Annotated in this window: 23 protein-coding genes and 1 riboswitch; of the genes, 11 read left to right on the top strand and 12 right to left on the bottom strand. The window is 66.9% G+C overall.

From position 1 onward, the window contains the following. Window positions 1-57: 57 nt before the first annotated feature. The gene (frdD, locus tag EH231_RS16495) at window positions 58-417 is read left to right on the top strand and encodes a fumarate reductase subunit FrdD (protein WP_090427028.1); all 360 of its coding nucleotides are present in this window, start codon (window positions 58-60) and stop codon (window positions 415-417) included. Window positions 418-487: 70 nt separating this feature from the next. Here frdD and EH231_RS16500 read toward each other — a convergent pair whose 3' ends face one another. The 5 genes from EH231_RS16500 to EH231_RS16520 all read right to left on the bottom strand — a co-directional run bounded on the left by EH231_RS16500 (window position 488) and on the right by EH231_RS16520 (window position 5,469). Beyond that, complete coding sequence (locus tag EH231_RS16500; protein ID WP_124712800.1) at window positions 488-937, bottom strand: type II toxin-antitoxin system Rv0910 family toxin; 450 nt, start codon at window positions 935-937, stop codon at window positions 488-490. A 3-nt stretch (window positions 938-940) separates the two neighbouring features. Next, a complete protein-coding gene (locus tag EH231_RS16505; RefSeq protein WP_090427023.1) occupies window positions 941-1,120 on the bottom strand; it encodes an antitoxin in 180 nt (59 codons plus the stop codon). A 70-nt stretch (window positions 1,121-1,190) separates the two neighbouring features. After that, window positions 1,191-3,566, bottom strand: a complete 2,376-nt coding sequence (locus EH231_RS16510) for a cation-translocating P-type ATPase (RefSeq protein ID WP_090427021.1) — start codon at window positions 3,564-3,566, stop codon at window positions 1,191-1,193. 60 nt (window positions 3,567-3,626) lie between these two features. Continuing rightward, window positions 3,627-4,733: an MBL fold metallo-hydrolase gene (locus EH231_RS16515; protein WP_090427020.1), complete on the bottom strand. Its 1,107-nt coding sequence runs from the start codon at window positions 4,731-4,733 to the stop codon at window positions 3,627-3,629. 1 nt (window position 4,734) lies between these two features. Continuing rightward, the gene (locus tag EH231_RS16520; protein ID WP_090427018.1) at window positions 4,735-5,469 is read right to left on the bottom strand and encodes an enoyl-CoA hydratase; all 735 of its coding nucleotides are present in this window, start codon (window positions 5,467-5,469) and stop codon (window positions 4,735-4,737) included. A 26-nt stretch (window positions 5,470-5,495) separates the two neighbouring features. Between EH231_RS16520 and EH231_RS16525 the strand changes: the two genes are divergently transcribed. Further along, on the top strand, window positions 5,496-6,965 hold the full coding sequence (locus EH231_RS16525; RefSeq protein WP_090427016.1) for a carboxyl transferase domain-containing protein: 1,470 nt from the start codon (window positions 5,496-5,498) through the stop codon (window positions 6,963-6,965). 60 nt (window positions 6,966-7,025) lie between these two features. Here the strand turns inward: EH231_RS16525 and EH231_RS16530 are convergent, their stop codons facing one another. Then, window positions 7,026-9,020 carry a YhgE/Pip domain-containing protein gene (locus EH231_RS16530; RefSeq protein WP_164481209.1) on the bottom strand — a complete coding sequence of 665 codons (1,995 nt, stop codon included), beginning with the start codon at window positions 9,018-9,020 and terminating at the stop codon, window positions 7,026-7,028. Between the two features lie 14 nt (window positions 9,021-9,034). After that, window positions 9,035-9,775, bottom strand: a complete 741-nt coding sequence (locus tag EH231_RS16535; RefSeq protein WP_124712801.1) for an ATP-binding cassette domain-containing protein — start codon at window positions 9,773-9,775, stop codon at window positions 9,035-9,037. Window positions 9,776-9,996: 221 nt separating this feature from the next. After that, window positions 9,997-10,169, top strand: a riboswitch (M-box (ykoK) riboswitch). Window positions 10,170-10,464: 295 nt separating this feature from the next. Between EH231_RS16535 and EH231_RS16540 the strand changes: the two genes are divergently transcribed. The 3 genes from EH231_RS16540 to EH231_RS16550 all read left to right on the top strand — a co-directional run bounded on the left by EH231_RS16540 (window position 10,465) and on the right by EH231_RS16550 (window position 14,426). Beyond that, on the top strand, window positions 10,465-10,638 hold the full coding sequence (locus EH231_RS16540) for a hypothetical protein (protein ID WP_090427010.1): 174 nt from the start codon (window positions 10,465-10,467) through the stop codon (window positions 10,636-10,638). A gap of 167 nt (window positions 10,639-10,805) precedes the next feature. Then, entirely contained in the window at window positions 10,806-13,520 is a 2,715-nt protein-coding gene (mgtA, locus tag EH231_RS16545) for a magnesium-translocating P-type ATPase (RefSeq protein WP_090427009.1), read from the top strand. A gap of 69 nt (window positions 13,521-13,589) precedes the next feature. Continuing rightward, the gene (locus EH231_RS16550) at window positions 13,590-14,426 is read left to right on the top strand and encodes a VOC family protein (protein ID WP_090427007.1); all 837 of its coding nucleotides are present in this window, start codon (window positions 13,590-13,592) and stop codon (window positions 14,424-14,426) included. Here the strand turns inward: EH231_RS16550 and EH231_RS16555 are convergent. Beyond that, window positions 14,407-14,805: a hypothetical protein gene (locus EH231_RS16555; RefSeq protein WP_090427004.1), complete on the bottom strand. Its 399-nt coding sequence runs from the start codon at window positions 14,803-14,805 to the stop codon at window positions 14,407-14,409. The two genes, EH231_RS16550 and EH231_RS16555, sit on opposite strands and share 20 nt — an antisense overlap. A 100-nt stretch (window positions 14,806-14,905) precedes the next feature. Here EH231_RS16555 and EH231_RS16560 point away from each other — a divergent pair, with 100 nt between their 5' ends. Then, complete coding sequence (locus tag EH231_RS16560) at window positions 14,906-15,982, top strand: asparaginase (RefSeq protein WP_124712802.1); 1,077 nt, start codon at window positions 14,906-14,908, stop codon at window positions 15,980-15,982. 11 nt (window positions 15,983-15,993) lie between these two features. On the opposite strand, the gene EH231_RS16565 is transcribed toward EH231_RS16560, so the two are convergent. Continuing rightward, window positions 15,994-17,610 carry an AMP-binding protein gene (locus tag EH231_RS16565; protein ID WP_090428752.1) on the bottom strand — a complete coding sequence of 539 codons (1,617 nt, stop codon included), beginning with the start codon at window positions 17,608-17,610 and terminating at the stop codon, window positions 15,994-15,996. Window positions 17,611-17,618: 8 nt separating this feature from the next. Next, entirely contained in the window at window positions 17,619-19,316 is a 1,698-nt protein-coding gene (locus EH231_RS16570) for an AMP-binding protein (protein WP_124712803.1), read from the bottom strand. 58 nt (window positions 19,317-19,374) lie between these two features. Between EH231_RS16570 and EH231_RS16575 the strand changes: the two genes are divergently transcribed. From EH231_RS16575 to EH231_RS16590, 5 genes are all read left to right on the top strand, one after another. Next, a complete protein-coding gene (locus EH231_RS16575) occupies window positions 19,375-20,214 on the top strand; it encodes a LuxR C-terminal-related transcriptional regulator (RefSeq protein WP_124712804.1) in 840 nt (279 codons plus the stop codon). Between the two features lie 32 nt (window positions 20,215-20,246). Then, window positions 20,247-21,353 carry an epoxide hydrolase family protein gene (locus tag EH231_RS16580; protein ID WP_124712805.1) on the top strand — a complete coding sequence of 369 codons (1,107 nt, stop codon included), beginning with the start codon at window positions 20,247-20,249 and terminating at the stop codon, window positions 21,351-21,353. 18 nt (window positions 21,354-21,371) lie between these two features. Further along, complete coding sequence (locus tag EH231_RS34300) at window positions 21,372-21,947, top strand: DUF1254 domain-containing protein (RefSeq protein ID WP_241177748.1); 576 nt, start codon at window positions 21,372-21,374, stop codon at window positions 21,945-21,947. 376 nt (window positions 21,948-22,323) lie between these two features. Next, window positions 22,324-22,680 carry a DUF1214 domain-containing protein gene (locus tag EH231_RS34305; protein ID WP_241178186.1) on the top strand — a complete coding sequence of 119 codons (357 nt, stop codon included), beginning with the start codon at window positions 22,324-22,326 and terminating at the stop codon, window positions 22,678-22,680. An 8-nt stretch (window positions 22,681-22,688) separates the two neighbouring features. After that, window positions 22,689-23,096 carry a FixH family protein gene (locus tag EH231_RS16590; RefSeq protein WP_124712806.1) on the top strand — a complete coding sequence of 136 codons (408 nt, stop codon included), beginning with the start codon at window positions 22,689-22,691 and terminating at the stop codon, window positions 23,094-23,096. Window positions 23,097-23,186: 90 nt separating this feature from the next. Here the strand turns inward: EH231_RS16590 and EH231_RS16595 are convergent, their stop codons facing one another. Next, on the bottom strand, window positions 23,187-25,040 hold the full coding sequence (locus tag EH231_RS16595) for an ABC transporter ATP-binding protein (protein ID WP_124712807.1): 1,854 nt from the start codon (window positions 25,038-25,040) through the stop codon (window positions 23,187-23,189). Continuing rightward, window positions 25,037-26,959 carry an ABC transporter ATP-binding protein gene (locus EH231_RS16600; RefSeq protein WP_170856288.1) on the bottom strand — a complete coding sequence of 641 codons (1,923 nt, stop codon included), beginning with the start codon at window positions 26,957-26,959 and terminating at the stop codon, window positions 25,037-25,039. The genes EH231_RS16595 and EH231_RS16600 overlap by 4 nt, the downstream gene beginning before the upstream one ends. Between the last annotated feature and the right edge of the window lies 1 nt (window position 26,960).

The following is a 26,960-nucleotide window of genomic DNA, read 5'->3' on the forward strand; positions in this document are numbered from 1 at the left end:
CGATTGCGGAGCGAATCAACGGCAGGCATGCGGCGACCGAGCCTGCGAGGGGGCCGCATGAGCGCGCCGGCCCGCCGGACGCCGGAACCGTTCTTCTGGCTGTTGTTCTCGGCCGGCGGCATGGTGACCGCGCTGACACTGCCGGTGCTGATGTTGCTGTTCGGCGTGGCGTTCCCGCTCGGCCTGATCGACGCGCCCGACCCCGCACATCTGCTGGCCGTGGTGCGTAATCCGCTGACCAGGATCGTGCTGGCCGGCATCTTCGTGCTGGGGTTGTTCCACTGGGCGCACAGGTTCCGCTTCATGCTCGAACACGGCCTGAAGCTCGGCCGCTTCGACCGGGCGATCGCGGTCTGCAGTTACGGCGCGGCCGTTCTGGGCTCGATCGTGGCGATCTGGGTGCTGGTCACCCTGTAGCGGCGAGCAGACACAAAACTGCCCATTTTCCCTGGAGAAAGGGCAGTTTTGCGTCTGCTCGCGAGAGAAATTACGACGATGCGTACAGCGACTTGAACTTGTTGAGCGACTGCTGGATATCGCCCTTGAGCGCGGCGGCGACCACCATGCCGATCGGCCCGAACAGGGCAGGCCCACCGAGGTGCACGTCGAAGGTGACCTTCGCGCCGTCCACTGCATCAACGGCGGCCGGCGCGATCTTTCCGATCAGCTTGACCTTTACCCCGCCACGGCCATCGCCGTTGAGGGTCAAGGAGTGCGGCGGCTTGTAGTTCACCAGCGTCCACTTCACGCGGTTCAGCATCCCCTTGACTTCGACGATCGAGTCGATGACCGTGCCCTTTTCCAGGGTTTCGGGCAGCTTCGACCGCCAGGCCCGGTGGATGCTGAGCCATTCGTCGTACCGGGACAGATCAGAGGCGTATTCCCACGCCTTCTCCGGCGGCAACGGAACATCGACGGAGACAGACAATTTGGCCATGAGCTACTGCTGCGGTTCTTCCTTGTTGATGGCGTTCTTCGCGGCTTCCTGTGCCTTGTCGACCGCGCCGGAATACTTGCCCTGCGTCTTCTCGTCGATGACGTCGCCGGCCTTCTCGATGGCCTGCTCGACCTTGTCAGCGTTCTGCGACAAAAGGTCCTTGGCCTTGTCCAGGAATCCCATCAGCCCACCCTATCTTCTCGATTTCGTCTCGGTGTTCAACCGAGCCCCGCAACATTGTCCCCGTAGCCAGCTATCTCCACAACCGCCGCTTCTCGCCCAGCACCACGCCCTGCACCCACCACAGCGCCTCGATCAACGCGGCCCCGACCAGGCCAATGCCCAGCGCGATCGCGGTGACCTTCAGATTCGACGGATCCAGCATGAACAGACGCTGAGCCAGCGGCAAACAGAAGATCAGCACATACGCCAGCCCTGACCCCGCGACCAGGGCCACGCGCCACCACTCATACGGCCGGGCCACCACCGACAGCACCCACAACGAGGACACCAACAAGGTGATCAGCGCTGCCGTCGACGCCTGGGTCTGCTCCGCCGGGCTGGCCGCCCGGCCCTGATAGGCCACCAGGTAGGAGACGAACGTGACGGTGCCGACGACCAGACCCGAGGGCAGCGCCGCCGTCATCACCCGGCGCACGAAACCCGAATGGGCCCGTTCGTTGTTCGGAGCCAGCGACAGGATGAAGGCCGGGATGCCGATGGTGAACCAGGCCGCGATGGTGACGTGGATCGGCTGGAACGGGAACAGCAGTGGATCGGTGCCGAACCATTCGGCGGACAGCCCGGCGAACCCCACCAGGATCGCCAACAGCACCGAGTAGACGGTCTTGGTGAGGAACAGGTTCGAGACCCGCTCGATGTTGCCGATCACCCGGCGGCCCTCGCCGACCACATAGGGCAGCGTGGCGAACTTGTTGTCCAACAACACGATCTGCGCCACCGCGCGCGAGGCCGAACTGCCCGAACCCATCGCGACGCCGATGTCGGCGTCCTTGAGGGCCAGCACGTCGTTGACGCCGTCCCCGGTCATGGCCACCGTGTGCCCGCGCGACTGCAGGGCATGGACCATCGCCCGCTTCTGGTCCGGACGCACCCGGCCGAACGTGGTGTACTCCTCCAGCGCGTCGGCCAACTGTTCCGGTTCGTGGGGCAGCTGCCGGGCGTCCATCGTCTCGCCGTGCAGGCCCAGTTTGCCTGCCACCGCACCCACCGACACCGCATTGTCGCCGGAGATCACCTTGACCGAAACATGCTGGGAAGAAAAGTAATCGAGAGTCTCACCGGCGTCAGGACGGATCCGCTGCTCGAGCACCACCAGGGCAACGGGCGTGACGGTGCCGGGCGCGCCCGGCGCGTCGACAGCCAGATCGGAGGACCCGACCAGCAGCACCCGCAGCCCCTGGGCACCGATCTGCTCGGCCTGCTCGGCCACCGGAGAGGTGGAATCCAGCAGCACGTCGGGGGCGCCGATCACCCAGTTGCCGTGCTCGCCGTAGGACGCACCGCTCCACTTGGTGGCCGACTTGAACGGGGCTGTCGCGGTGGCGGTCCAGCCCGGCGGCTCGCTGTAGGCCTCGGCGATGGCCACCATGCTGGCGTTGGGCCGGGCGTCGTCAGCGGCCAGCTGCGCCAACACCGCAGCCACATCAGCCTCGTTGAACGGTTTGAGATCGCTTACCCGCATACCGTTTTCGGTCAGCGTGCCGGTCTTGTCGGCACACACCACGTCGACCCGGGCCAGACCCTCGATCGCGGGAAGCTCGTTGACCAGACACTGACGCCGGCCCAACCGCACCACCCCGACCGCGAACGCGAGCGAGGTCATCAGCACCAGACCTTCGGGCACCATCGGCACCAGTGCGCCCACCATGCGCAACACCGCGTCATGCCAGTCGGCGTGTGTGGTGAACAGCTGGGTGTAGATGGTGAGCAGGCCGGCGGGCACCAACAGGTAAGTGATGAACTGCAGGATCTTGTTGATGCCGTTGCGCAGTTCGGATTTCACCAGGGTGAACTTGGAGGCCTCCTCGGCCAGCTTGGCGGCGTACGCCTCGTGCCCGACCTTGGTGGCCCGGTAGGCGCCGGAGCCTGCCACCACGAAACTGCCCGACATCACCGTGTCACCGGCATCTTTGGCGATCGGGTCGGCCTCACCGGTCAGCAGCGACTCGTCGACCTCGAGGTTGGATTCCTCGATGACCTCGCCGTCCACCACGATCTGATCGCCGGGCCCGAGTTCGATGATGTCGTCGAGCACCACCTCACTGGGCAGCACTGCGCGAGCACCGGATTCCCTGCGGACCGTGGGCTTGGCCTGCCCGACGATGGCCAGCTTGTCCAGGGTCTGTTTGGCCCGGACCTCCTGGATGATGCCGATCGCGCTGTTGGCGATGATCAGCAGGCCGAACGCGCCATTGATCACCGACCCGGTGGACATCACGATCAGGAACAGCACACCCAGAATCGCGTTGATCCGGGTGAACACGTTGCCGCGGATGATGTCCGAGATGCTGCGCGCAGCACGCGTCGGCACGTCGTTGGTCTTACCCGCCGCAACCCGCTCGGCCACCTCGGCATCGGTGAGACCAGTGACATTGATCGTCGTCATTCGCCCTCGTCCCGTTCGGTGTCGTCAAGCTCGGACGTCAGTTTGCCACCGCCGGGGCGGTCAGAACTCCCACCACGGGTCGAGCGCCGCAGATTCGGCGTCCACCCGCTGCCCCGGGCGCGGCACCGCGATCTGCACACCGGCCGGGTCGGCCGCCGTCAGCAACCGCCGCACCGGATCCGCCCACGGGTGCGGTGCCAGGCGGAAGGTGGCCCAGTGGACCGGCACCAGCAAGCCGGAATCGGTGACGTCCAGGTGGGCACGCACCGCTTCCTCGGGATTCATGTGGATGTCGGGCCAACTCGGGTGATAGGCCCCGACGGGAAGCAGGGTCAGATCGAAAGGCCCATGTTCCGAACCGATTTCGGAGAAGCTCTTGGTGTAGCCGGTATCCCCGCCGAAGAACGCCCGGTGCTGCGGCCCGATGAAGGCCCACGAGGCCCACAGCGTGGTGTTGCGCTGGAACAGCCGGCCGGAGAAGTGCCGGGCCGGCGTGCACACCAGGGTCAGCTCGCCGATCCGGTGGCTCTCGTTCCAGTCCAGCTCGACGATGCGGTCTTCCGGTATCCGCCACTTACGCAGATGGGCACCGATCCCCAGCGGCACCACGAACGGCGCCCGCTGCGTGCGGACCAGACCCAGCACGGTCTCGATGTCGAGGTGGTCGTAGTGATCGTGACTGATCACCACGGCGTCGACGGCAGGCAGCGCCTCCAGCGGCAGCGGCGGTTCGTGCAGCCGCTGCGGTCCCACCACCCGCGACGGCGAGCAGCGACGGCTCCAGACCGGATCCGTCAGCACCCGGTAGCCGTCGATCTCGACCAGCGCGGTGGAGTGCCCGTACCAGGACACCGCGCACGTCGCGGCCTCCGCCTCGACCGGTTCGGCCAGCGGGATGGGCCCGGGTGGCCGGGTGGCCGACCGCGGGCCGAACATCTCGGCGATCAGCATGCGCCACTCTTCCCGGCTCATGCTGATCCCGGGCGAGGCCGGCTCGATGTTGACGAACACGCCGTCCGCGTACTGCAGAGACCGCTGCGCCACCGGGCGGATCTCGCGGGGCAGGGCCCCCACCGAGGCATAGGTCCCGTTCAGTGCGCGCAACAACCACCCGCCGGCCAGCAGTGACGCCGACCTCGCTCCCAACCGCAGCGCCGCGCGCAGCACGTCAGGCCCCGGTGAAGTTGGGCGGCCGCTTCTCGATCCGCGCCACCTGCGCCTCGATGACGTCCTTGGAAGCCCACGCCTTGTCGAACAGCTCCTTGTGGGCCGGCCACGACTCCTCGTAGGCACCGTCGTCGTTGAGCACGCGCTTGGCATGCTGCAACGCCAGCGGTGCGAAGCCGGCCAGCTCGGCGGCCCACTTCTGCGCGTCGGCCAGCGTGCCGATGCGGTTGGCCATCCCGGTCTGCAGCGCGGTCTCGGCGGTGAGCTTCTCGGCGCCGAGCAGCATGCCCCGTGCCCGGCCGTAGCCGACCAGCGAGGTCAGCCGCCGGATGCTCCAGTTGTCCAAGGCCAGGCCGTACCGCGCGACCGGGAACTGGAAATAGGCGTCGGGGGCGACGACCCGCAGATCGCAGATCATGGAAAGAATCACACCCGCGCCGATCGCCGGGCCGTTGATCGCGCCGATGACCGGAACCGGGGCCTTGTCGATCGCCAGGTTCAGGGCCAGCGCCTTGTCGGGCAGCTGCTCGGCCATGCCCGCCGCATCGGTCAGGTCGGCGCCGGAGCTGAACACCGAACCCGCCCCGGTCAGCACGATGGCCCGGATATCTTCGCCCGCGGCGTTCTCCACCGCCTCCCGCAGACTGTCGACAAGCTCGCAGTTCAGCGCGTTGCGCCGCTCTTCGCGTTGCAGTTCCAGGGTCAGGACATTGCCGTCTCTGGTCACACCAATCATGTGGCCAGCCTATATACGCTCAAGCCGTGAGTCGGATCGGCGCCCGCGCGCTTCGTGATGCAGTGCTCGACGAGGGCTCGTTCCAGAGCTGGGACGAGCCGCCCCTTGAGATCGCCCGTTCTGAGGATTACCAGCGCGAACTGGCCGAAGCGTCGGCGAAAACCGGGCTCGACGAATCCGTGCTGACCGGGGAAGGGACCATCTTCGGCCGCCGCGTGGCCGTGGTGGCCTGCGAGTTCGACTTCCTGGCCGGATCGATCGGCGTGGCCGCCGCCGAGCGGATCACCGCCGCCGTGACGAGAGCCACAGCCGAGCGGCTACCACTGCTGGCCTCACCGAGCTCCGGCGGGACCCGCATGCAGGAAGGCACCGTGGCATTCCTGCAGATGGTCAAGATCGCCGCGGCCGTCGAACTGCACAAGCAGGCGCACCTGCCCTACCTGGTGTACCTGCGCCACCCCACGACCGGCGGCGTGTTCGCCTCCTGGGGTTCGCTGGGGCATGTCACCGCCGCCGAGCCGGGCGCGCTGATCGGCTTCCTCGGCCCGCGGGTGTACGAGCACCTGTACGGCGAACCCTTCCCCTCCGGCGTGCAGACCGCCGAGAACCTGCATGCCCACGGCGTCATCGACGGGGTGGTGCCACTCGCGCTGCTGCGCGACACCCTGGACCGCACGCTGCGGGTGGTCGCCGATCCGCCGGGGCCGCCGCCTGCCGCTCCCGAGCCTGAACCGCTGCCCGACGTGCCGGCGTGGGAATCGGTGCTGGCGTCGCGACGGCCGGATCGCCCCGGAGTCGGCTATCTGCTGCGACACGGCGCCACCGACCGGGTGCTGCTGTCCGGCACCGAACGGGGCGAGGCCGCCACGATGCTGCTGGCGCTGGCCCGGTTCGGCGGACAGCCCGCGGTGGTGCTGGGCCAGCGCCACAGCGAGGGCGGGCTGATCGGGCCCGGCGCACTGCGTGAGGCCCGGCGCGGCATGGCGTTGGCGGCCGGTCTGCAGCTGCCGCTGGTACTGGTGATCGACACCCCGGGCCCGGCCCTGTCGATCGAGGCCGAGCAAGGCGGGCTGGCCGGTGAGATCGCCCGCTGCCTGGCCGAATTGGTCACGCTGGACACCCCGACGGTGTCGGTGCTGATGGGTCAGGGCAGCGGCGGACCCGCGCTGGCGATGGTGCCCGCCGACCGGGTGCTGGCCGCAGCGAACGGCTGGCTGGCTCCTCTACCACCCGAGGGCGCCAGTGCGATCGTCTACCGCGATACCGCACATGCCGCGGAACTGGCCGCCGCGCAAGGGGTTCGCTCGACGGATCTGGTGCGGGCCGGCATCGCCGACGCGATCGTCCCCGAACATCCCGATGCCGCCGACGAGCCACGGGCCTTCACCGAGCGGCTGTCTACGGCCATCGCCGGCGAGCTCGCCCACTTGCGTACGGTGCCCGCCGAGCAGCGATTGCGGACCCGGCTCGACCGCTACCGGCGGATCGGGCTCTGACTCCAGCGATTTGTGGAGTCTCAGCCGTCACCGGCACGGTCAGAACTCCACGAATCGCCGTCAGACTTCGATCGGCGGGTGCAACCTGTCCATGGTGTATTGCCGGTCTCTACGCGCGGCCCACGAACTGCCGGCCAGCGACGCCACCAGAACACCGAACAACACCGCGATCGCGATCCACAGCCGTGAATCGATCCCGCCCACGATCAATTGGCGAAGGCCGTTGACCGCGTACGTCATCGGGTCGACCGGGTGCAATATCTGGAACGGTTTGGCCGTGGTCTCCACCGGATAGATACCGCCGGCCGAGACCAGTTGCAGCATCAGGAAGGCCAGCGTCACCACCCGGCCCACCGACACCCCGAACAACGCGTTGAACGCCTGGATCAGGGCCAGGAACGTGCCCGCGACCAACAGCAGGAACGCCACGGTGGCCAGTGGGTATCTCGCTTGCAGGCCCACCCCGAAGTGCACCACGGCATACATCACCACGACCTGGCAGAACACGATCAGCAAGGCCGGCCAGTAGGAGGCCAGCACCACACGCAGCGCCCCCAGCCCGTTGACCACCGGGCGGGACTGCAACGGCTTCAACAACATCCAGATGATGAGCGCACCGATGAACAGCGCCAGCGGCAAGAAGAAGGGCGCGAAACCGGTGCCGAACGTGGCGGCCGGATTGTGTGTCTGGATGTCCAGCGCCACGGGAGCGGCCAGGGTCCGCGCCACCTGAGTGCGCTGCTGCGGGGTCCAGGACGGGACCTGGGTCGAGCCCTCTTTGAGCGCGGTGGCCAGCTGCTGATTGCCGGCCTGAAGCTTTTCGGTGCCGGCGGCGAGTTCGCCAGCCCCGCTGGACAGTTGACGTCCACCGTTGGTCAGCTGCACCAGGCCGCTGTTGAGCCTCTGGGCACCGTCGTTGAGTTGATGAGCGCCGTCGCGCAATTTGACGACGTCGGAGCGCAGTCCGCCGGTGACCGCCTTGGTGATGAACACCCGCAGCTTGCTGTTCGGATCGCCCAGCTCGTTCTCCAACTGGGTGGCGTTGTCACGCAATCGGATCAGGCCCTCATCGGTGGTGGGATCCAGCCCGCGAGCCTGCAGCAGCCGTTGCGCACCGGCCAGGAACTCCCCGGTGTCGCGCACCGCGGGATCGGGGCTGTTGCGCAGGATGCCGACCGCCTGGTCGACGATCGCCGCGGCCTGCGCCTGGTCGATGTTCAACGCCGCGATCCGGTCGGTGGTCGAGCGCACCGCACCCGAGAGCCGCTGTGCGGCCATGCCAACCTCGTTGGGGTCCAGACCAAGTCCGCTGACCCGGTCCAGCACGGTCAGCAACGGATCGGTCGCCGTGTCGACCGCCGTCGACAGCTGCCGGGTGCCCGCGGCCAACTGCGAAGACCCGTCACGCGCGGTGACCAGACCCGCGGTCAACGCGTCGGCACCGGCGGACAACCGGTGCGCACCGTCATTGGCCGCAGCGCTGCCCGTGGCCAACTGCTGCGCACCGTCGGCCGCCTTGACCAGGCCGGCCCCGGCATCGGTCAGCCCGGTCAGAACGGTCCCGACCGTGCGTTCACCGATGTTCGCGTTGATCTGGTTGATCACCTCACGCGCCGCGTTCTGGCCGATGATCGAGCCCAGGTAGTTGTTGGCGTCGTTGAACGTGAAGCGGACGTTGGCCTGGTGCGGTGAGCCGCCCGAGGGTGACGAGATGCTGGTGCTGAAATCCTCCGGCAGCGTGATCGAGAAGTAGTACTTGCCGCTGGACACCCCGTCGGCCGCCTCCTGCGCCGAAACCCGGTGCAGCTGAAGCTGACCCGAATCCACGAGGGCGTCGGCCACCTCATCGCCCGCCCTGACCTGCTGCCCCTCCGCGACGGTGCCCTGGTCTTCGTTGACCAGTGCCACCGGGACCTTGTTCACCTCACCGAACGGGTTCCAGAACGCCCACAGGTACATCGCGCCGTACAGCAGCGGCAGCAGGATGACCGTCACGAGCGCGATCCGCGGCATCGTGCCGCGCGAGAAACGTTTGAGGTCAGTGCCCAACGACATTCCGGCTAGCACGGTTATTCGCCACCTTTCTGCGAACCGGCCAGCTCGGCCAGCGTCGTGTTGGGCACTGTCACCTGCGCGCGCATCGCCGCGGCGAGATGGCCGGGCACTCCGTTGACCGTCGCGGTGATCACGGTCTGTTTCTCCCCCAGCGCGATCAGGCGCCCCAGCAGGATGTCCCGGTTGCGGTCATCGGTGAGGTGGTCCAGGTTGCCGACCACCAGCAGCGGCGGGGTCGATGTGTTGGCCAGCGCGATGCGCAACAGGATCTGATCGAGCTCGGTGAGCCCGTCGAAGTACGCCGTCAGCGACGGCAACGGCAGATCGCCGAACACCGGCTCGCACATGGCGGCCAGGGCGTCTTCGTCGGCCCGGCCCACCAGGGTGTACCAGGGTGCGTCCCATCGGCGTTGCTCGGTCACCAGGTCGCGCACCGTCACCGACTCGGACACTGTGTCGAGTTCATCGATCCCGGCCAGGGCCGCGGAGCGGAAGATATCGGTGGCGCGGGTGCGCCCGAACACCGTCAGCTGTCCGCGCGCCGTTTTCATCCGCCCGGCCAGTGTCATCAGCAGTGCGGTGCGACCGGTACCCGCCGGTGCGACCAGCACCGTGACGCCACCTTCGTCGATGTCGAGGTCGACGGGCCCGTACACGGGGCCCCAGGGACCGTGCATGGTGATCGCGCGTGCGGTGATCGCCGGTGGCTTTTGCTCGTCCTCGCCGGCATCAGGCTCGGGACTTTGCTCAGGCATAGGCACATCACAACACATCCGGCGGGTGCGCACAGGTAACCGCAAACCCCGTTGCCCTGCCGATTCTTGGGTGGACCCTGCGGAAACGCTTGGAGACTTCCGGTGACGGCCGTCACGCCCGAGACGCGATGTGTCATTACCGAACTGACACAACCGATTTGGAAGCCGAGATCCGGCAGCGAACCGTGTTGACAATTCTCCGGTGTAAGGTTCTAATGAAACCCGCGCTTCGTTAGGTGAGGCTCCTATGCGAACACAGGCCACTGATCCGACGACGTCGAGAGACGCCCAGGGTTAGGACAGGTCTTCCCGGCCTAAGGGATGACCCGAAGTGGCTTCCCACCCCTGGTGGGACACGTCGTGTAGTGCCAAAGCTCTGATGAGGAAGTGCTCGCGCCGACCGGCGCGTCTGGCCACGTGCCGACTTCCTCTTCAGCGTGTTTGCATCTGACGATTTGCGTCAAGATCAGCGGCGTTCCGTGCGCCCGACAGCGAGGAGGTGACGACGACATGACGTCGAGTGACAGTCCGTATCCCAGTCCGATTCGAAAACGTCTGTCCATAAACACCTTTCCGCTGTCGATGACTGCCTAGATCCGCCACTCCAGGACGCCGGAGCGCCTGGCGCGGTGGACGACTGCCGCATGCGCATCGACGCGGAGAGCTCCGATTGAACTGGAGTCGATCCCATGCAGCGCAATACCTTTCTTCGTCGTGCCCAGGGTGTGGTCAAGGGGCCCATCGCGTGGATCCACACGCGTGCGTCGCTGACCCCGCAGGAGCGGCACAACCTGAGGATGAGCAACACCCCGGTGGCGGTCCTGACCGCGTCCCTTGGCGGCGGTTCGCATACCGCTCGATAGCCGAGCCATCCCAGATCCCGTTTATTCAGTCATCTTTCACGTCTTCACCCACGTGAACTGACACCTTCCAATACCGCGCGCCGCCTCAAGTCTCACCGAATCTCGTCTTGCTCCAGCCGATTCGGTGCGACTTGTGGTGCGCGCTCACCACCGACAGGAGCAGCCGGATGAACACCGCTGTCGAACAGAGCACCCTGACACCCACCGCGCCCGACGGCCGCAGCCTGTCCCTGCGTGCCGCCGCCGAAGCACACAACGAAGTCGAGGTCACGCTGGCGAACGTCGGGGGCCACCTCGACGGCCTGACCCTCGAGGACGCCGCCGAACGCCTCGCGGACGACGGCCCCAACGAGGTCGCCCACGACAAGGCCCCGCCAGCGCTGCTCCAGTTCCTGGAGGCCTTCAAGAACCCGTTCATCGCGGTGCTGGTGGTGCTGGCCGCCATCAGCTCGGTGACCGACATCTACCTCCCGATGCGCGACGGCCAGGCCGCGGACTACACCGGTGTCTTGATCATCGTGACCATGGTCGTCCTCAGCGCCCTGCTGCGGTTCTGGCAGGAGTACCGCTCGGGGAAGGCGGCCGAAACCCTCAAGGCGATGGTCCGGACCACCGCGACGGTGAAGCGCCGGGCCGCACCGGACGCCACACCCGAACTCGTCGAGATCCCGATGGCGCGGATCGTCACCGGTGACATCGTGCATCTGTCGGCCGGCGACATGATTCCGGCCGACATCCGCCTGCTCGATTCTCGCGACCTGTTCGTCAGCCAGGCGGCGCTGACCGGCGAGGCCCTGCCGGTGGAGAAGTACGACACGCTCGGCGCGGTGGCGGAGAAATCCGCCACCGCGGTCGCCGACGACGAGGCCGGCCCGCTCGACCTGCCCGGCATCTGCTTCATGGGCACCAACGTGGTGAGCGGCACGGCCACCGCGGTCGTCGTATCTACCGGCATACAGACCTATTTCGGGTCACTGGCCAAGGCGATCGTGGGCTCGCGCGCGGAGACCGCCTTCGACCGGGGTGTCAACAGCGTGAGCTGGCTGCTGATCCGCTTCATGTTGGTGATGGTGCCGATCGTGTTGCTGATCAACGGTTTCACCAAGGGCGACTGGCCCGAGGCATTCCTGTTCGCGCTCGCCGTGGCGGTGGGACTCACCCCGGAAATGCTGCCGATGATCGTGTCGTCCAATCTCGCCAAGGGCGCCGTGGCGTTGTCCCGTCGCAAGGTCGTGGTCAAGCGCCTCAACGCGATCCAGAACTTCGGCGCGATGGACGTGCTGTGCACCGACAAGACCGGCACGCTCACCCAGGACCGGATCATCCTCGAGCATCACACGGACATCCGGGGGGATCAGGACGACAACGTGCTCGCCCTGGCCTGGCTCAACAGCTTTCACCAGAGTGGCGTCAAGAATCTGATGGACCGCGCTGTCCTGCACTTCGCCGAGGACACACCCGAAGCGCTGCTCGCCGCCTCCGCCTACCGCAAGGTCGACGAACTTCCGTTCGACTTCGAGCGACGCCGGCTGTCTGTCGTCGTCTCAGACGTCGACCGGAATCACCTGATGGTCTGCAAGGGCGCCGTCGAGGAGATGCTCGCTGTGTCGACCCAGGTGTGGGACGGCACCGCGTGCCGGCCGCTCACCGATACCGACCGCGAGGCGCTGACCGAAACCGCGCGCGACTACAACCGCGAAGGGTTCCGGGTGCTGTTGGTGGCCACCCGGGAGATCCCGCGCGTCGAGCGCACGCACCGCTACCGCATCGAGGATGAGAAGGACCTCGTCGTCCACGGCTTTCTCACCTTCCTCGATCCGCCGAAGGAGACGGCCGCCCCGGCCATCACGGCACTCGCCGAACACGGCGTCACCGTGAAGGTCCTCACCGGTGACAACGAGGTCGTCAGCGCCAAGATCTGTCACGAGGTGGGACTCGACCCCGGGCAGCCCATCCTCGGTCCCCAGATCGACGACCTCGACGACGACGAGCTGAAGCGCGTTGTCGACGAACGAACCGTTTTCGCGAAGCTGACCCCGCTGCAGAAGTCGCGGGTGCTGCGGGCCCTGCAGGCCAATGGGCACACGGTCGGCTTCCTTGGCGACGGCATCAACGACGCACCGGCACTGCGCGATGCGGATGTGGGCATCTCGGTCGACACCGGCACCGATATCGCGAAGGAATCGGCGGACATCATCCTGCTCGAAAAGAGTCTGATGGTGCTCGAAGAGGGCGTGGTCAAGGGCCGCGAGACATTCGGCAACATCATCAAATACCTGAACATGACCGCCAGTTCGAACTTCGGGAATGTGTTCTCGGTACTGGTGGCGAGCGCCTTCATCCCGTTCCTGCCCATGCTGGCGATCCACCTGCTGATCCAGAACCTGCTGTACGACATCTCCCAGCTCGCCCTGCCGTGGGACCGCATGGACAAGGAGTTTCTGCTCAAGCCACGGAAGTGGGACGCGAGGAACATCGGTCGCTTCATGATCTGGATGGGACCGACGTCCTCGATCTTCGACATCACCACCTTCGCGGTGATGTGGTATGTCTTCGCGGCCAACTCACCCGAGATGCAATCGCTGTTCCAATCGGGCTGGTTCATCGAAAGCCTGCTCTCGCAAACCCTGGTGGTACACATGTTGCGAACCCAGAAGATCCCGTTCATCCAGAGCACCGCGGCGCTGCCGGTGCTGCTGACGACCGGGGCGGTCTGTGTGCTCGGGATCCTCATCCCGTTCTCGCCGCTGGGGGCGGCCGTCGGATTGCAACCCCTGCCGTGGGCCTACTTCGGATGGCTCGTCGCGACGTTGGTGTCCTACTGCGTCGTCGCCCAGACCATGAAGACCATCTACATCCGCAAGTTCGGTCAATGGTTCTGACCATCTGAGGAGCCACCGACCGCGCCGGGGGTCGGCGCGGTCGGTGGCATCGGGTGCGACGATGGGCAGATGACCGAGTCAAGGACCTACCCACCCGGTGTCCCCTGCTGGGTGGACACCGATCAACAGGATGTGGCTGCCGCCCAAGACTTTTACGGTCGGCTGTTCGGCTGGACGTTCGAGAACGTGCTGCCCGAGGACGCCGAGGAGAAGTATCTGATCGCCACGCTGGACGGTCACGACGTGGCCGCGGTCGCGTCGGCGCGAACCGGGGACGAGATCGCCTGGAACACCTATGTCGCGGTGGCCGATGCCGACGCCACGGCGGCCGCGGTGGGCGCTGCCGGCGGGACCGTGACGAGCGGGCCTGTCGACGCGGGACCCGGTGGGCGGCAGGCCGGTTGCGCCGATCCTCGCGGCGCGCACTTCAAGCTGTGGCAGCCCCGGCGGCGCCTCGGTGCCCAGCTGGTCAACGTTGCCGGCGCCTGGAATTTCAGCAACCTGCAGACGGCAGACCCGCAGGCTGCCGAGGCCTTCTACGGGCCATTGTTCAACTGGGAGTTCGATGTCGCCGGTGGCGCGGCGATGATCCGCCGTCCGGGATACGGCGACCACCTGGCCGCCACCATCGACCCCGGCATCAAGGAACGTCATGCCACCCCGGGTACCCCGCCCGGGTTCTCCGACGCGATCGGCTGGACGGGGCAGTTGTCCGACGAGCAGCAGCCCGAGCACTGGCAGGTGGTGTTCGCTGTGGCGAACCGCGACGAGTCCGCGGCGCTGGCCGAAAAGCTGGGCGCCACAGTGGTTTCCAGCTCGGACACCGAGTGGACCAACACCGCCCTGATCAAGGACCCGCAGGGCGCGCCGCTGGTCCTGAGTCAGTTCATCCCACCGACGGGCTGATCACCGAGCGATGCCGGGTGCGGTAGGTCAGCACAGCCGCGGCAATGATCACCTCGAGCAAAGCCAGCAGCGTCGCCGTCGTCATCATCGCCGAGGCCTGGACAGGGGCCGCCACGGTGTGGTGATGCATGGGCATCGGGGTGTGCAGGGCGATCATCGCCAGGCTCATCAACGCGATCGTGCACCAGACTCCGGGGGTGCCGCTGCGCCACAGGTGACCCGCACAGTACAGACAACCCACGATCATCGCCGCGAGCACCACACCGGCCACCGGGTTGGCGGTCGCGCCGAGCATCACCACGTGCAGCCCTGCCGAGCTCACGGCCAGCAGGGCACACGTCCGGCGCCCGACAACACTGCAGGCATGCGCGGCCGACATAGCTCCATCGTCGCAGCAATGGCACGCCTACGCTGCCCGAAACCGGTATGAGCAGCGAAAAGCCCGGTGGGTATCCGCCTACCGCCGTAGCGTCTGCCCTATGACCCACTTCAAAGCCCGGCTGACCCGGTCGCCACTGGTGATGGGCACACTCCTTCTCACGGTCGCGCTCACGGCGTGTTCGACCAACACTACTTCGCCTGAAGCGACGACAACCCCGGACGGCGCCAAGGGTGAATCGGCAGCGAGCCACGTCGTGGTGATCACCACCGGGGGGACCATCGCGACGAGCACCGACGCCAACGGCGTGCGCCGCCCGACGGTCAGCGGCGCCGATCTGGCGGCCGGCCTCGACGTCCAGGTCATGGATGTGATGAAGAAGGACAGTTCGCAGCTGACACCGGCCGACTGGGATGTGATCGGAGCGGCGGCCAAGAAGGCGGTGGCCGACGGTGCTTCCGGTGTGGTGATCACCCACGGCACCGACACGATGGAAGACACCGCGATGTGGCTGGACGTCACCTACAACGGGCCGGCGCCGATAGTGCTGACCGGGGCGCAACGCAGCTCCGACGCCCCGGATGCCGACGGGCCGACAAACCTGCGGGACGCGCTGACCGTGGCGGCCAGTCCCGCCGCGCGCGACCAGGGCGTGATGATCATGTTCGCCGGCGACGTCTTTCAGGCCTTGGGGACCCACAAGGTGAACACCCAGGATCTCCACGCGTTCGGCGGCACCCCGCCGATCGGGTCCGTAGCCGACAACACCTTCAGGCTGGACCACCCCGCGCAGCGGCCGTTCCTCGGTGAGGTGCCCGCGGTCAGCGCACCCCGGGTCAACGTCGTCGCGGCCTATCCCGGCGACGGCCCGGGCCCCATCGATGCCGCCGTGGCCGCGGGAGCACGCGGAATCATCGTGGAGGCACTGGGATCCGGCAACGCCGGTGACGGCGTGGTGGACGCGGTACGCCGGCACGCACCGGCCGGGGTGTCGTTCGGAATCTCCAGCCGCGTCCCGGACGGAGAGGTCATCGCCGAATACGGTCCCGGCGACGACATGGTCAAGGCCGGTGCGGTGATGGTTCCCCACTTGCGGCCGAGCCAGGCGCGGGTGCTGATGATGGCGGCACTGGCCACCGGTAAGCCGGTGGGCGACGTGATCAAGCGCTGGGGTTGACCATTTGAAAACTAGCTGTCGCCGAGGCCGAGGAGTTTGACGCTCTCGTCCCTCATGTCGACCTTGCGGATCTTTCCCGTCACCGTCATCGGGAATTCCTCCACGACAACCACATAGCGCGGGATCTTGTAGTGGGCCAGCTTTCCGGAGGCGAACGCCCGCAGCGCCTCGGCGTCCAGCGGCGCACGGCCCGGTTTCATCCGGACCCACGCGCAGACCTCCTCGCCGTACTTGGCGTCAGGTACGCCGATCACCTGGGCGTCGTCGATGTCGGGATGGGTATAGAGAAACTCCTCGATCTCACGGGGATAGACGTTCTCACCGCCCCGGATCACCATGTCCTTGATCCGGCCGACCACCGTGCAGTAGCCGTCCTCACGCATCACCGCCAGGTCCCCGGTGTGCATCCAGCCGTCGGTGTCGATGGCCTCCGCGGTTTTCGCAGGCTCATCCCAATAGCCGAGCATGACCGAGTAACCGCGGGTGCAGAACTCGCCGGGCTCCCCGCGCTCGACCGTCTCGCCGGTATCCGGGTCGACGATCTTGACCTCGATGTGCGGATGGGCGCGACCGATGGTGGCGGTACGGCGCTCCAGATCGTCATCAACCAGCGTCTGACACGACACCGGTGACGTCTCGGTCATGCCGTAACAGATCGCCACCTCGGCCATATGCATGTCCGCCACCACGTGCTTCATCACCTCGACGGGGCACACCGAGCCCGCCATGATCCCGGTCCGCAGTGAGGACAGGTCGAATTGGGCGAAGTCGGGATGCCCGAGCATCGCGATGAACATCGTCGGTACCCCGTACAGCGCCGTGCACTCCTCGGATTCGACCGCGGCCAGCGTGATGCCCGGATCGAATCCCGGTGCTGGGATGACGATCGTCGCACCGTGGGTCAGCGCACCGAGGTTGCCCATCACCATGCCGAAGCAGTGGTAGAACGGCACCGGGATACACACCCGGTCGCCGCGGTCGAAATTGATCAGCCCGCCGACGAAGAACCCGTTGTTCAGGATGTTGCGATGGCTCAGCGTCGCCCCCTTGGGGAATCCTGTTGTCCCCGACGTGTACTGGATGTTGATCGGGTCGGTGTTGGACAGCTCGCCGGTCCGCGCCCGCAATTGATCCTCGCCGACCTGCTCGATGTGCAACCGGTCCCAGTCCAGGGTGCCGAGGAAGATGATGTCTTTCAGCGCCGGACATTCCGCCTGCACTTCGGCCACCATCGTCACGTAGTCGGAGGACTTGAATGCGGTGGCCGACACCAGGGTCCGAATGCCGGATTGCTTGAGTACGTATGCCAGTTCGTGGGTACGGTACGCCGGGTTGATGTTGACCAGGATCGCGCCGATCTTGGCCGTCGCGAGCTGAAGCATCACCCATTCGGCACAGTTGGGCGCCCAGATGCCGACGCGATCGCCCTTCTGTACGCCCAGTGCCATGAGACCACGTGCCACCGCGTCGACCTCGTCGTTGAGCGCGGCATAGGTCCAGTGCCGCCCGGTGGCCACCTCGACCAGCGCGTCGGCGTCCGGCCCGGCCGCCACCATGCGCTCGAAGTTCGCCCCGATGGTCTCTTCGAGCACGGGAACATCGGTAGGGCCACGGTCATAGGAACTCATCGCTGTGTTCATTCCACAAGATCCTCGTATCGGAATTCGGTGGAAATAGGTTCGCCCGCTTCATGAGCCGCGTCCTCACGCTTGCGCAACTCGACGCGGCGGATCTTGCCCGAGATCGTCTTGGGCAGGTCGAAGAACTCCACCCGGCGCACCTTGAGGTAGGGGGCGAGATGGTCGCGGGCATAGGCCATGACCTCTTTCGCCGTGTCCGCGTTGGCTTCCCAGCCATCGGCCAGCGCGACATATGCCTTGGGCACCGACAGCCGGGTGTCGTCGGGTTGCGGTACCACCGCGGCCTCGACCACGGCCGGATGCTCGATCAGCACGCTCTCCAACTCGAACGGCGACACCTTGTAGTCGCTGGACTTGAACACGTCGTCGGTGCGGCCGATGTAGGTGATGTAGCCGTCCTCGTCACGGCCGGCGACGTCACCGGTGTGGTAGTAACCGCCGGCCATCACGGCCTCATTGCGTTGCGGGTCACCGAGATAGCCGGTCATCAGGTTGCGCGGGTGCGCCGCCAGGTCCAGGCAGATCTCCCCCTCGTCGGAGAGCGTCGAGGTGATCGGATCCACCAGCACCACCGGGACGCCCGGCATCGGCCGGCCCATCGATCCCGGTTTCACCGGCTGGCCGGGGGTGTTGCCGATCAGCAACGAGGTCTCGGTCTGGCCGAACCCGTCGCGAATCGTCAGCCCCCAGGCCTTTTCCACCTGGGCGATCACATCCGGGTTCAGCGGCTCACCGGCGCCCAGAATCTCCCGGAGCCCCTCGGGCCGCTCCCCCAGGTCGGCCTGGATCAGCATGCGCCACACCGTCGGCGGGGCGCAGAACGTGTTGACCTCGGCCCGGCGCAACTGACCCAGCAGTGCCGCCGCATCGAAGCGCGCGTAGTTGTAGACGAAGATCGTCGCCTCGGCGATCCACGGTGCGAAGAAACAGCTCCAGGCGTGCTTGGCCCAGCCGGGCGAGCTGATCGCGAGGTGCACGTCGCCGGGTTTGACTCCGATCCAGGCCATCGTGGTCAGATGGCCGACCGGGTAGCTAGCCTGGGAGTGCTCGACCAGCTTCGGCTTGCTCGTGGTGCCGGAGGTGAAGTAGATGAGCATCGGGTCATCGACAGTGGTGCACGCCTCGAACCGCTGCGGTGCCACGTCCTGCGCGTCGGCGTAGCGGTGCCAGCCTGCCGGCGTCTCGCCGACCGCGATCCGCACGTAGTCGCCGGGCACCTCGGCGAACTTGACCGCATCGGCGGTGTTGGCGATGACGAACCGCGCGCCGCCGCGGGCGATGCGATCGGACAGGTCCGCCGGCCCCAACGCCCCGGTCGTCGGCATGATGACCGCGCCCAGCTTGGCGATGGCCAGCATCGCCTCCCACAACTCGACCTGATTGCCGAGCATCAACAGGACCCGGTCTCCCTTGCTCACGCCGAGTCCCCGCAGCCAGGCCGCGACGCGGTCGGAGCGCTGCGCCATCTCGGCAAAGGTCACCTGCTGTTCGGAACCGTCCTCCTCCACGATCCACAGCGCCGTGCGGTCGTTGCCCCTGGCGATGGCGTCGAACCAGTCGACAGCCCAGTTGAAGGTGCCGCTGATCTGCGGCCAGGCGAATTCCCCGACAGCCTGGGCGTAGTCCGCGATGGTGGCAACCAGCTGGTCACGGGCACCGCGGTAGCGGTCCGTGTTGCTCGCGACGACATTCATGACAGTTATGCTCTACGTCACACTTGCCGCCCGCTACCCCCGAAAGTGTGTACCGACGATGCGCCCCTGGTTATTGCGGCCCCGCGACGGCGACGCGGTACGCGCCGAGCTGCGCCGCATGGCCACCGATACCGGGCTTCCGCTGGCCTTCGGCGGGGAGGTGCACGACGACACCCTGCTGTTGAGCGAGTTCTTCGGCACCCGCACCGGCGCCATGCGCGGGCTCGCGGTGCTGCCCCGGGCCGGGCTGGGCGGGGCCAGCGTGGTGTCCCGCCGCCCCATCTCGGTGCCCGATTACCGGCGGTCTTCGACCATCACCCACGATTACGACGAGCCGGTGCTGACCGAGGGGATCCGCTCGATCCTGGCTGTGCCGGTTGTCGTCGACGGCACGGCGCGGGCCGTGCTCTACGGCGCGCACCGCACCAGTGCCCCGATCGGCGACCGGACCGCGGCCGCGATGGTGGCCTCGGCCCAGCGATTGAGCGACGAGCTTCGCGTCCGCGACGAGGTGGACCGGCGCCTGCGGATGCGCGAGAGTGCGCTGACCAACTTCACCGACCAGCCGGCCGACACCGAACAGATCCGCGAGGTGCACGCCGACCTGCGCCGGCTGGCTGCCGACACCCCAGACCTGGCCGGGCCGCTGCGCGAGCTCGCGGACCGGCTGGCTGTCGCCCTGCGTGGCGACCCACCGGCCAGCGCCCCGCTGACCGCGCGGGAGGTCGACGTGCTGGCGCAGGTCGCTCTGGGCTGCACCAATGCCGAAGCAGCCCAGCGGCTTTCACTCAAGCCGGAGACCGTGAAGAGTTATCTGCGCAGCGCGGCAGCCAAGCTCGGGGCCCGCAACCGTCACGAGGCGGTCTCCAAGGCGCGGCGGCTACGCCAGATTCCCTGACCTCGGGACCTGCCTCTGGCAGATTGGGAGGCATGGCTCAGATCCGCCCCTTCCGCATCGCAATTCCCGACGCCGATCTCGACGACCTCAAACAGCGACTGAACCGGACCCGATGGCCCGAGGCCGAGTGCGTCGAGGACTGGACCCAGGGCATCCCGCTGGACTACACCAAGGATCTGGCGGCCTACTGGGCCAACGAGTACGACTGGCGCGCCCGAGAGGCCGCACTGAACCGGTTCGACCACTTCACCACCGAGATCGATGGCCTGGACATCCATTTCATCCACCAGCGATCCGCGCGTGAGGACGCGTTCCCACTGCTGATCACCCACGGCTGGCCCGGGTCGATCGTCGAATTCCACAAGGTCATCGAACCGCTGACCGAGGCCGGATTCGACGTGGTGTGCCCGTCGCTGCCCGGCTACGGGTTCTCCGGCAAACCGAGCGCAACGGGCTGGGGAATCGGGAAGATCGCGCAAGCCTGGGACACCCTGATGACGCGGTTGGGCTATGACCGCTACGGCGCGCAGGGCGGCGACTGGGGCGCCGCGGTGACGACGCAGATCGGCCGCAACGTGGGCTCGTGCGTGGGCATTCACGTGAACATGCCGATCGCGCAGCCGCCGGCCGAGGGCATCGGCGAGATGACCGAGGACCTGCAGGCGGCCCTGGCCCGGATCGAGTACTACCGCAAGTGGGATTCGGGCTACATGAAGCAGCAGTCCACCCGGCCGCAGACCGTGGGGTACGGACTGGTGGACTCCCCCGTCGGTCAGCTGGCGTGGATCGTGGAGAAGTTCTGGTCGTGGATGGACTGTGACGGAAACCCCGAGAGCGTGGTGTCCAGAGACGAGATGCTCGACAACGTCATGCTCTATTGGCTCACCGCATCGGCGGCCTCATCGGCCCGGCTGTACTGGGAAAGCGCCAACACGTTCGCCGGCGGCGAATATGTCAGCCTGCCCACCGGTATCGCGTCGTTCCCGCTGGAAATCCTGCGCGCCCCGCGCAGCTGGTGCGAGACCGGCTACAACGTCACCCACTTCACGACGATGCCGCGCGGCGGACACTTCGCCGCCTTCGAACAGCCGGAATTGTTCGTCGAAGATGTGAAGACGTTCTTCGACACCGTGCGGTGAGGTACTAGCGTCTTGGGCATGGACCCGTTGGTGCGTTCCCGTGCTGTCCAGGCCGTGATCTGGGGTATGCCCGCCGTCAACTTCGAGCTGTTGCGCGAAGCGGCAGCCGGAGTCGGCGCGGGCGACAACCAGGTGGTGTTCTGGTCGAAGCTGCTGGACTGGAAGAACCAGACCCTGACACCCAACCCGGACACCCTGTACTTCTTCCCGTTCTACAACACCCAGGCCGGCCCGGTCGTGCTGGAAATCCCTCCCGCCGAAGGCGGTTCGATCACCGGGTCGGTGGACAACGGTTGGCAGGAAGCGCTCGAAGACGTCGGGCCCGCCGGGGTGGACAAAGGCGCGGGTGGCAAGTACCTGATCCTGCCGCCGGGGTTCGACGGCGAGGTCCCCGCCCGGCTACATCCCGATGCCATCGGCGACGTACACCGGATTCGGGGCGCTGCGGTCCAACATCGCATCGAGCGACGACGCCGACGTCGCGGCGGCCGCCGAGTACGGCAAGCGGATCAAGGTCTATCCGCTGTCCGGTCCGGAACCGACGTCCTTCGCCGACGCGTCGGGTGCGTTGTACGACAGCACGATCCCGTATGACATCCGGTTCTTCGAACTGCTTCACCAGTTCATCCAGCGCGAGCAATGGTTGCAGCGGGACCGGGTGATGATCTCGGTGCTGAAGTCGATCGGTATCGAAAAGGGCAAGCCGTTCGAACCCAACGCCGAATTAAAGCCGGTACTGGAGGCGGCGGCCGCCGACGCACACGAGCGGCTCGACGCCAACTATCCGGGGTGCTTCACGCCGCCGTATTTCAGCGGGTCCCACTGGGCCGTGCCCGCCTCACCCGAGGTGGTGCAGGGCATGCAGAGCGGATTCGCCGACCCCGCCAGCTATCCGGTCGACGGGCGCGGCCTGCTGTACTCGTTCGTCTATTTCAGTGCCAAACACCTCGGGCAGGGCCAGTTCTACGTGATGACGATCGTCGATGCCGACGGTCAGTCGCTCGACGGTGCGGCCACCTATCGACTTCGAGTGCCCGCCGACCCGCCGGTTTCGCTGTACTGGTCGGCCACGGTGTACGACCGGGCGACACACGCGCTGATCCGTGACCTGCCGTACGGGAGCCGCTCCTCACACCGGCCCGACCTCGTGACGAACCCCGACGGGTCCGTCGACATCTACTTCGGCCCGTCTGCCCCAGAAGGCAAGCAGTCCAACTGGATTCCGACGAAGCCCGATGGACAGTTCGAGGTACTGTTCCGGCTCTACGGCCCGAAACCCGCCCTGTTCGACAAGACCTGGGCGCTTCCCGACATCGAAAAGCTGTAGCCGGCGCGGTGAACCGCCTGCGCTGGCTCGGCATCGCGGTGATGGTCGTCGCCGTGGGCGGCGGCATGCTGTGGCTGTTGTGGCCGCAACCACGGACGCCGATCGTCGCCGAAGCCACCGCGGGGCCGTACCTGGTGCGCTTGAAGGGCGATCCACCCAAGGTGGGAGTCGGCCCGCTGACCGTCGAGATCCTGGGAAGCGCAGGCGAAACCCCGACACCGGAGTGGGTCCGCTTCGAACCGCGGATGCCGGAGATGGGTTTGGCCGCACCCACTGTCGAGGCCACGCCCGAGCGCATCGATGACTACCGCGGTGAGGTGGACCTGTCCGCACCGGGCCAGTGGGACGTCATCGTGCGCATCGGTGCAGGCTCGCAGAGCTACGACGCCACGCTGCGCTTCACCGCCAAGCGATAACGACTGCGCGAGCAGACACGAAAGTACCAGTTTCGAACAATTTAGGGTGCTTTCACGTCTTCTCGCGCAGAGAACGTCACGCTCAGACCGTTAGGCCAGCGAGTCGACCCAGGCCCGGTGCAACGCCGCATAGGCCCCGTCGGCCCGGTCCATGAGATCGGCCGGTGCGCCGTCCTCGATGATGCGGCCGTGCTCGAGGACGAGTACCCGGTCGGCGATCTGCACCGTGGAGAGCCGGTGTGCGATCACCAGCGCGGTGCGGTCGGCCAACACGGTTTCCAACGCGCGCTGCACCATTCGTTCGCTCGGGATGTCCAGTGAGGACGTCGCCTCATCCAGGATCAGTACCGCCGGATCTGCCAGGAATGCCCGGGCGAACGCCACCAGCTGACGCTGCCCCGCCGACAGCCGGCCACCGCGCTTGGCGACGTCGGTGTCATATCCGTCGGGCAATGTCTCGATGAAGCGGTCCGCACCGACCGCGGCGGCGGCCTCCCGCACCTGCTCATCGGTGGCCCCGGGACGTCCGAACCGGATGTTGTCGGCGACCGTCCCGGAGAACATGAAGTTCTCCTGCGTGACCATCACGACGTGGCGGCGCAGGTCCGCCTGTGCGAGCTCGCGCAGATCCACGCCGTCCAGCGTCACCGATCCGGCCGTGGGATCGTAGAACCGGGCGATCAACTTGGCGATGGTGGTCTTGCCCGCGCCGGTGGTACCCACGAGTGCCACGGTCTGGCCGGCCGGCACCGAGAGCTCAAGCCCGGGCAGCACCGGGCGGCCCGGCGCATACTCGAACCGGACATCATGGAACATGATGTCGCCCTTCGGGTCCGGCAGTGCCACGGGCACCTCCGGATCGGCGATGGCGGGCCGCTGGGCCAGCACCCCGGCCAGCTTCTCCAGAGCCGAGGACGCCGACTGGAAGGTGTTGAAGAACTGCGAGATCTCCTGCATCGGTTCGAAGAACATCCGCAGGTACAGCAGGAACGCGGCCAGCGTGCCGATGGTCATCTCACCGTGCAGCACCCGAGAACCGCCGTAGAGCAGCACCACGCCCGTGGTGAGGTTGCCGACCAGCTTGACGCCGGGCATGAAGATCGCCAGCAGCTTGAAGGTCTTCTCGTTGATCGCCCGGTACTCGTCGGCGACGTCGTCGAAGATCTCCTGGTTGCGCGGCTCACGCCGGTAGGCCTGTACCGCCTTGATCCCCGTCATGGTCTCGACGAACTGCACGATCACCAGCGCCGCGCTTTCCCGCACCAGCCGGTAGGTCTTGCCCGACTCGTTGCGGAACCACCACACCAGGGCGACCAGGATCGGGAACGCCGCCAGGCACATCAGACCCAGCCGCCAGTCGAGCGCGACCAGCAGGATCGCGGTACCGAACAACGTCAGCACCGCGGTGATCAGGCTGTCGAAACCGGTTTCCAGCATGTCCTGGATGGCCTCGACGTCATTGGTGGACCGGCTGACCACCCGGCCCGACGTATACCGGTCGTGGAAGGCCACATCGAGCTTGCCGAAATGGCGGAAGACCCGCCGGCGCAACTCCAACAGCACCCGCTGCCCGACCCGGCCGGAGCGGCGCAGGAAGAACATACGGCTGATCGCCTGCACGATCACGACCGCGCACAGCGTGCCGACGATGAGCATCAGCTCACGGGCCGGGCCGCCCTCCAGAATCGGTGGGATGCCCCGGTCGATACCGCGCTGCACCAGGATCGGAACCGAAAGCCGGGCAGTGTTTTCGACGACGACCACCAGCGCCAGCACGGCGACCGTCCACCGGTAGGGGCGCAGCAATGACATGAGCAACGCCCGGGCCTCCCGGCGCCGGGGCACGCTCTCGTCGATCGGAAGTGCGGACGCGCCGGCGGGGGTGCCGTCGGAGTCATCCTGCTCGTCGTCGGTCAGCCGGCCGCGCCATTGTGTAGTTGTCATCGGCGCTGCACCTCCGCCCCGAGATACGGTGGCTCGCCCACTTCGTCGATGGCCGCACGCTCGGCCTGCCCGCGCTGCAACCGGCCCAGCTCCTCGTCGTCCTCCCATTCGCAACTGCGCTCGCTCGCGTCGTCGAGTTGGTCATCGGCGGCCAGCAGGTAGCGGTATTGCGGTACCCGCGTGAGCAATTCGGTGTGCGTCCCGATGTGGGTGATGGTGCCGTCCTGCAACAGCGCGACCTGGTCGGCCAGCAGCACGGTCGACGCGCGGTGCGCCACGATGATGCCCGTCACCCCGCGCAGGACACGCCCGAGCGCCTCCGTCACCACGGCCTCGGTATGCACGTCCAGCGCCGACAGCGTGTCGTCGAGCACCAGGATCTTGGGTGCCGCCAGGATCGCGCGGGCCAGCGAAAGACGTTGGCGCTGACCACCGGACAGGCTCATACCCTGCTCGCCGATCCGGGTGTCCAGGCCGAACGGCAGGTCGTATACGAACTGTGCGGCCGCGATCTCGATGGCCTGGCCCAACTGCTCGTCGGTGGCATCGGCACGGCCCAGCCGCAGGTTCTCCGCCACCGACATCGAGAACAGCGTCGGATCCTCGAACGCGGTGGCCACGGCCTGCCGGAGCACGGGCAGGCTCAGCTCCCGGATGTCGCGGCCGTCGATCAGGATCTGGCCTTCGGTGACGTCGTACAGCCGCGAGAACAACGCGGCCAGTACCGATTTGCCCGAGCCGGTCGCGCCGACGAGCGCCAGCGTCTGCCCCGGTTCCACCACAACGTTGACGTGGCGCAAAGCCCAATTGTCCGGCCCGCCGGGCCGGGCCCGTGCCCCCTCATCAGGGAACTTGAAGCCCACATCCCGCAGCTCCAACCGCCCACCGCGCGGCGCCTGCGACACCGGGCCGTCGGCGATGTCGATCGGGGAATCGAAGATCTCGGCGATCCGGTTGGCCGCGGTGAACGACTCCTGGGTCATCGACAGCAGGAAACCGAGCGAGGCGATCGGCCACACCAGCGACAGCATCATCGTGATGAAGGCAACCAGGGTGCCCATCGTGACGTGGCCGTGGCCCGCCGCGTACGCGCCGAAGCCCAGCACCACGATCAGCGTGAGGTTGGGGATGACCTCCAGCAGCGTCCAGAACTTCGCCGACACACTCACCCTGGCGAACTGCGTCTCGTAGAGCTGCGTGGCCTGTTCGTCGAACCGGTCGAAGACGTAGTCCTCGCGGCCGAAGGCCTTGACCACCCGCAGCCCGAGAGCGGCCTCCTCGACATGGGTTGCGACGTGGCCGGTCTGGTCCTGCGCCAGCCGCGACAACCGGGTGTACTCCCGCTCGAAATGCAGCACGGTCAGCGTGATCGGCACGATCGACACCAGCACCACCACACCCAGCGGCCAGTACATCGCCAGCAGGATCGACGTCACCACGACGATCTGCAGGGTGTTGAGGATCAGGAACACCAGCCCGAAGGACAGGAACCGGCGGATCGTGGACAGGTCGTTCATCACCCGCGACAGCAGCTGCCCTGACTGCCAGCGGCTGTGGAAGCTCATCGGCAGGATCTGCAGCCGCGCGTAGAGATCCTTGCGGATGTCGGCCTCGACGCCCATGGTGGCGCGCGCGACCATCCAGCGCCTGATGAACCACAGCACGGCCTCCGAGATGCCGACCGCCACCGCGGCCGAACCCAGTACCCACAGCCCGTGCGGATCCTGGTGGCGCACCGGACCGTCGATCACGGCCTTGGTCATCAGCGGAATCGCCACCGTCGCGGCCAGGCTGACCACCGCGACCACGATCATGATGATCCAGCGGGTCCGGTACGGCAGCAGATAAGGCAACAGCCGCCACAGATCTGAACTGGTCCGGATCCGCTTCGGTGATGGGGCGATCGCGGGTTGACTCACT

This window comes from Mycolicibacterium nivoides (assembly GCF_003855255.1).
Classification (GTDB): Bacteria; Actinomycetota; Actinomycetes; order Mycobacteriales; family Mycobacteriaceae; genus Mycobacterium; species Mycobacterium nivoides.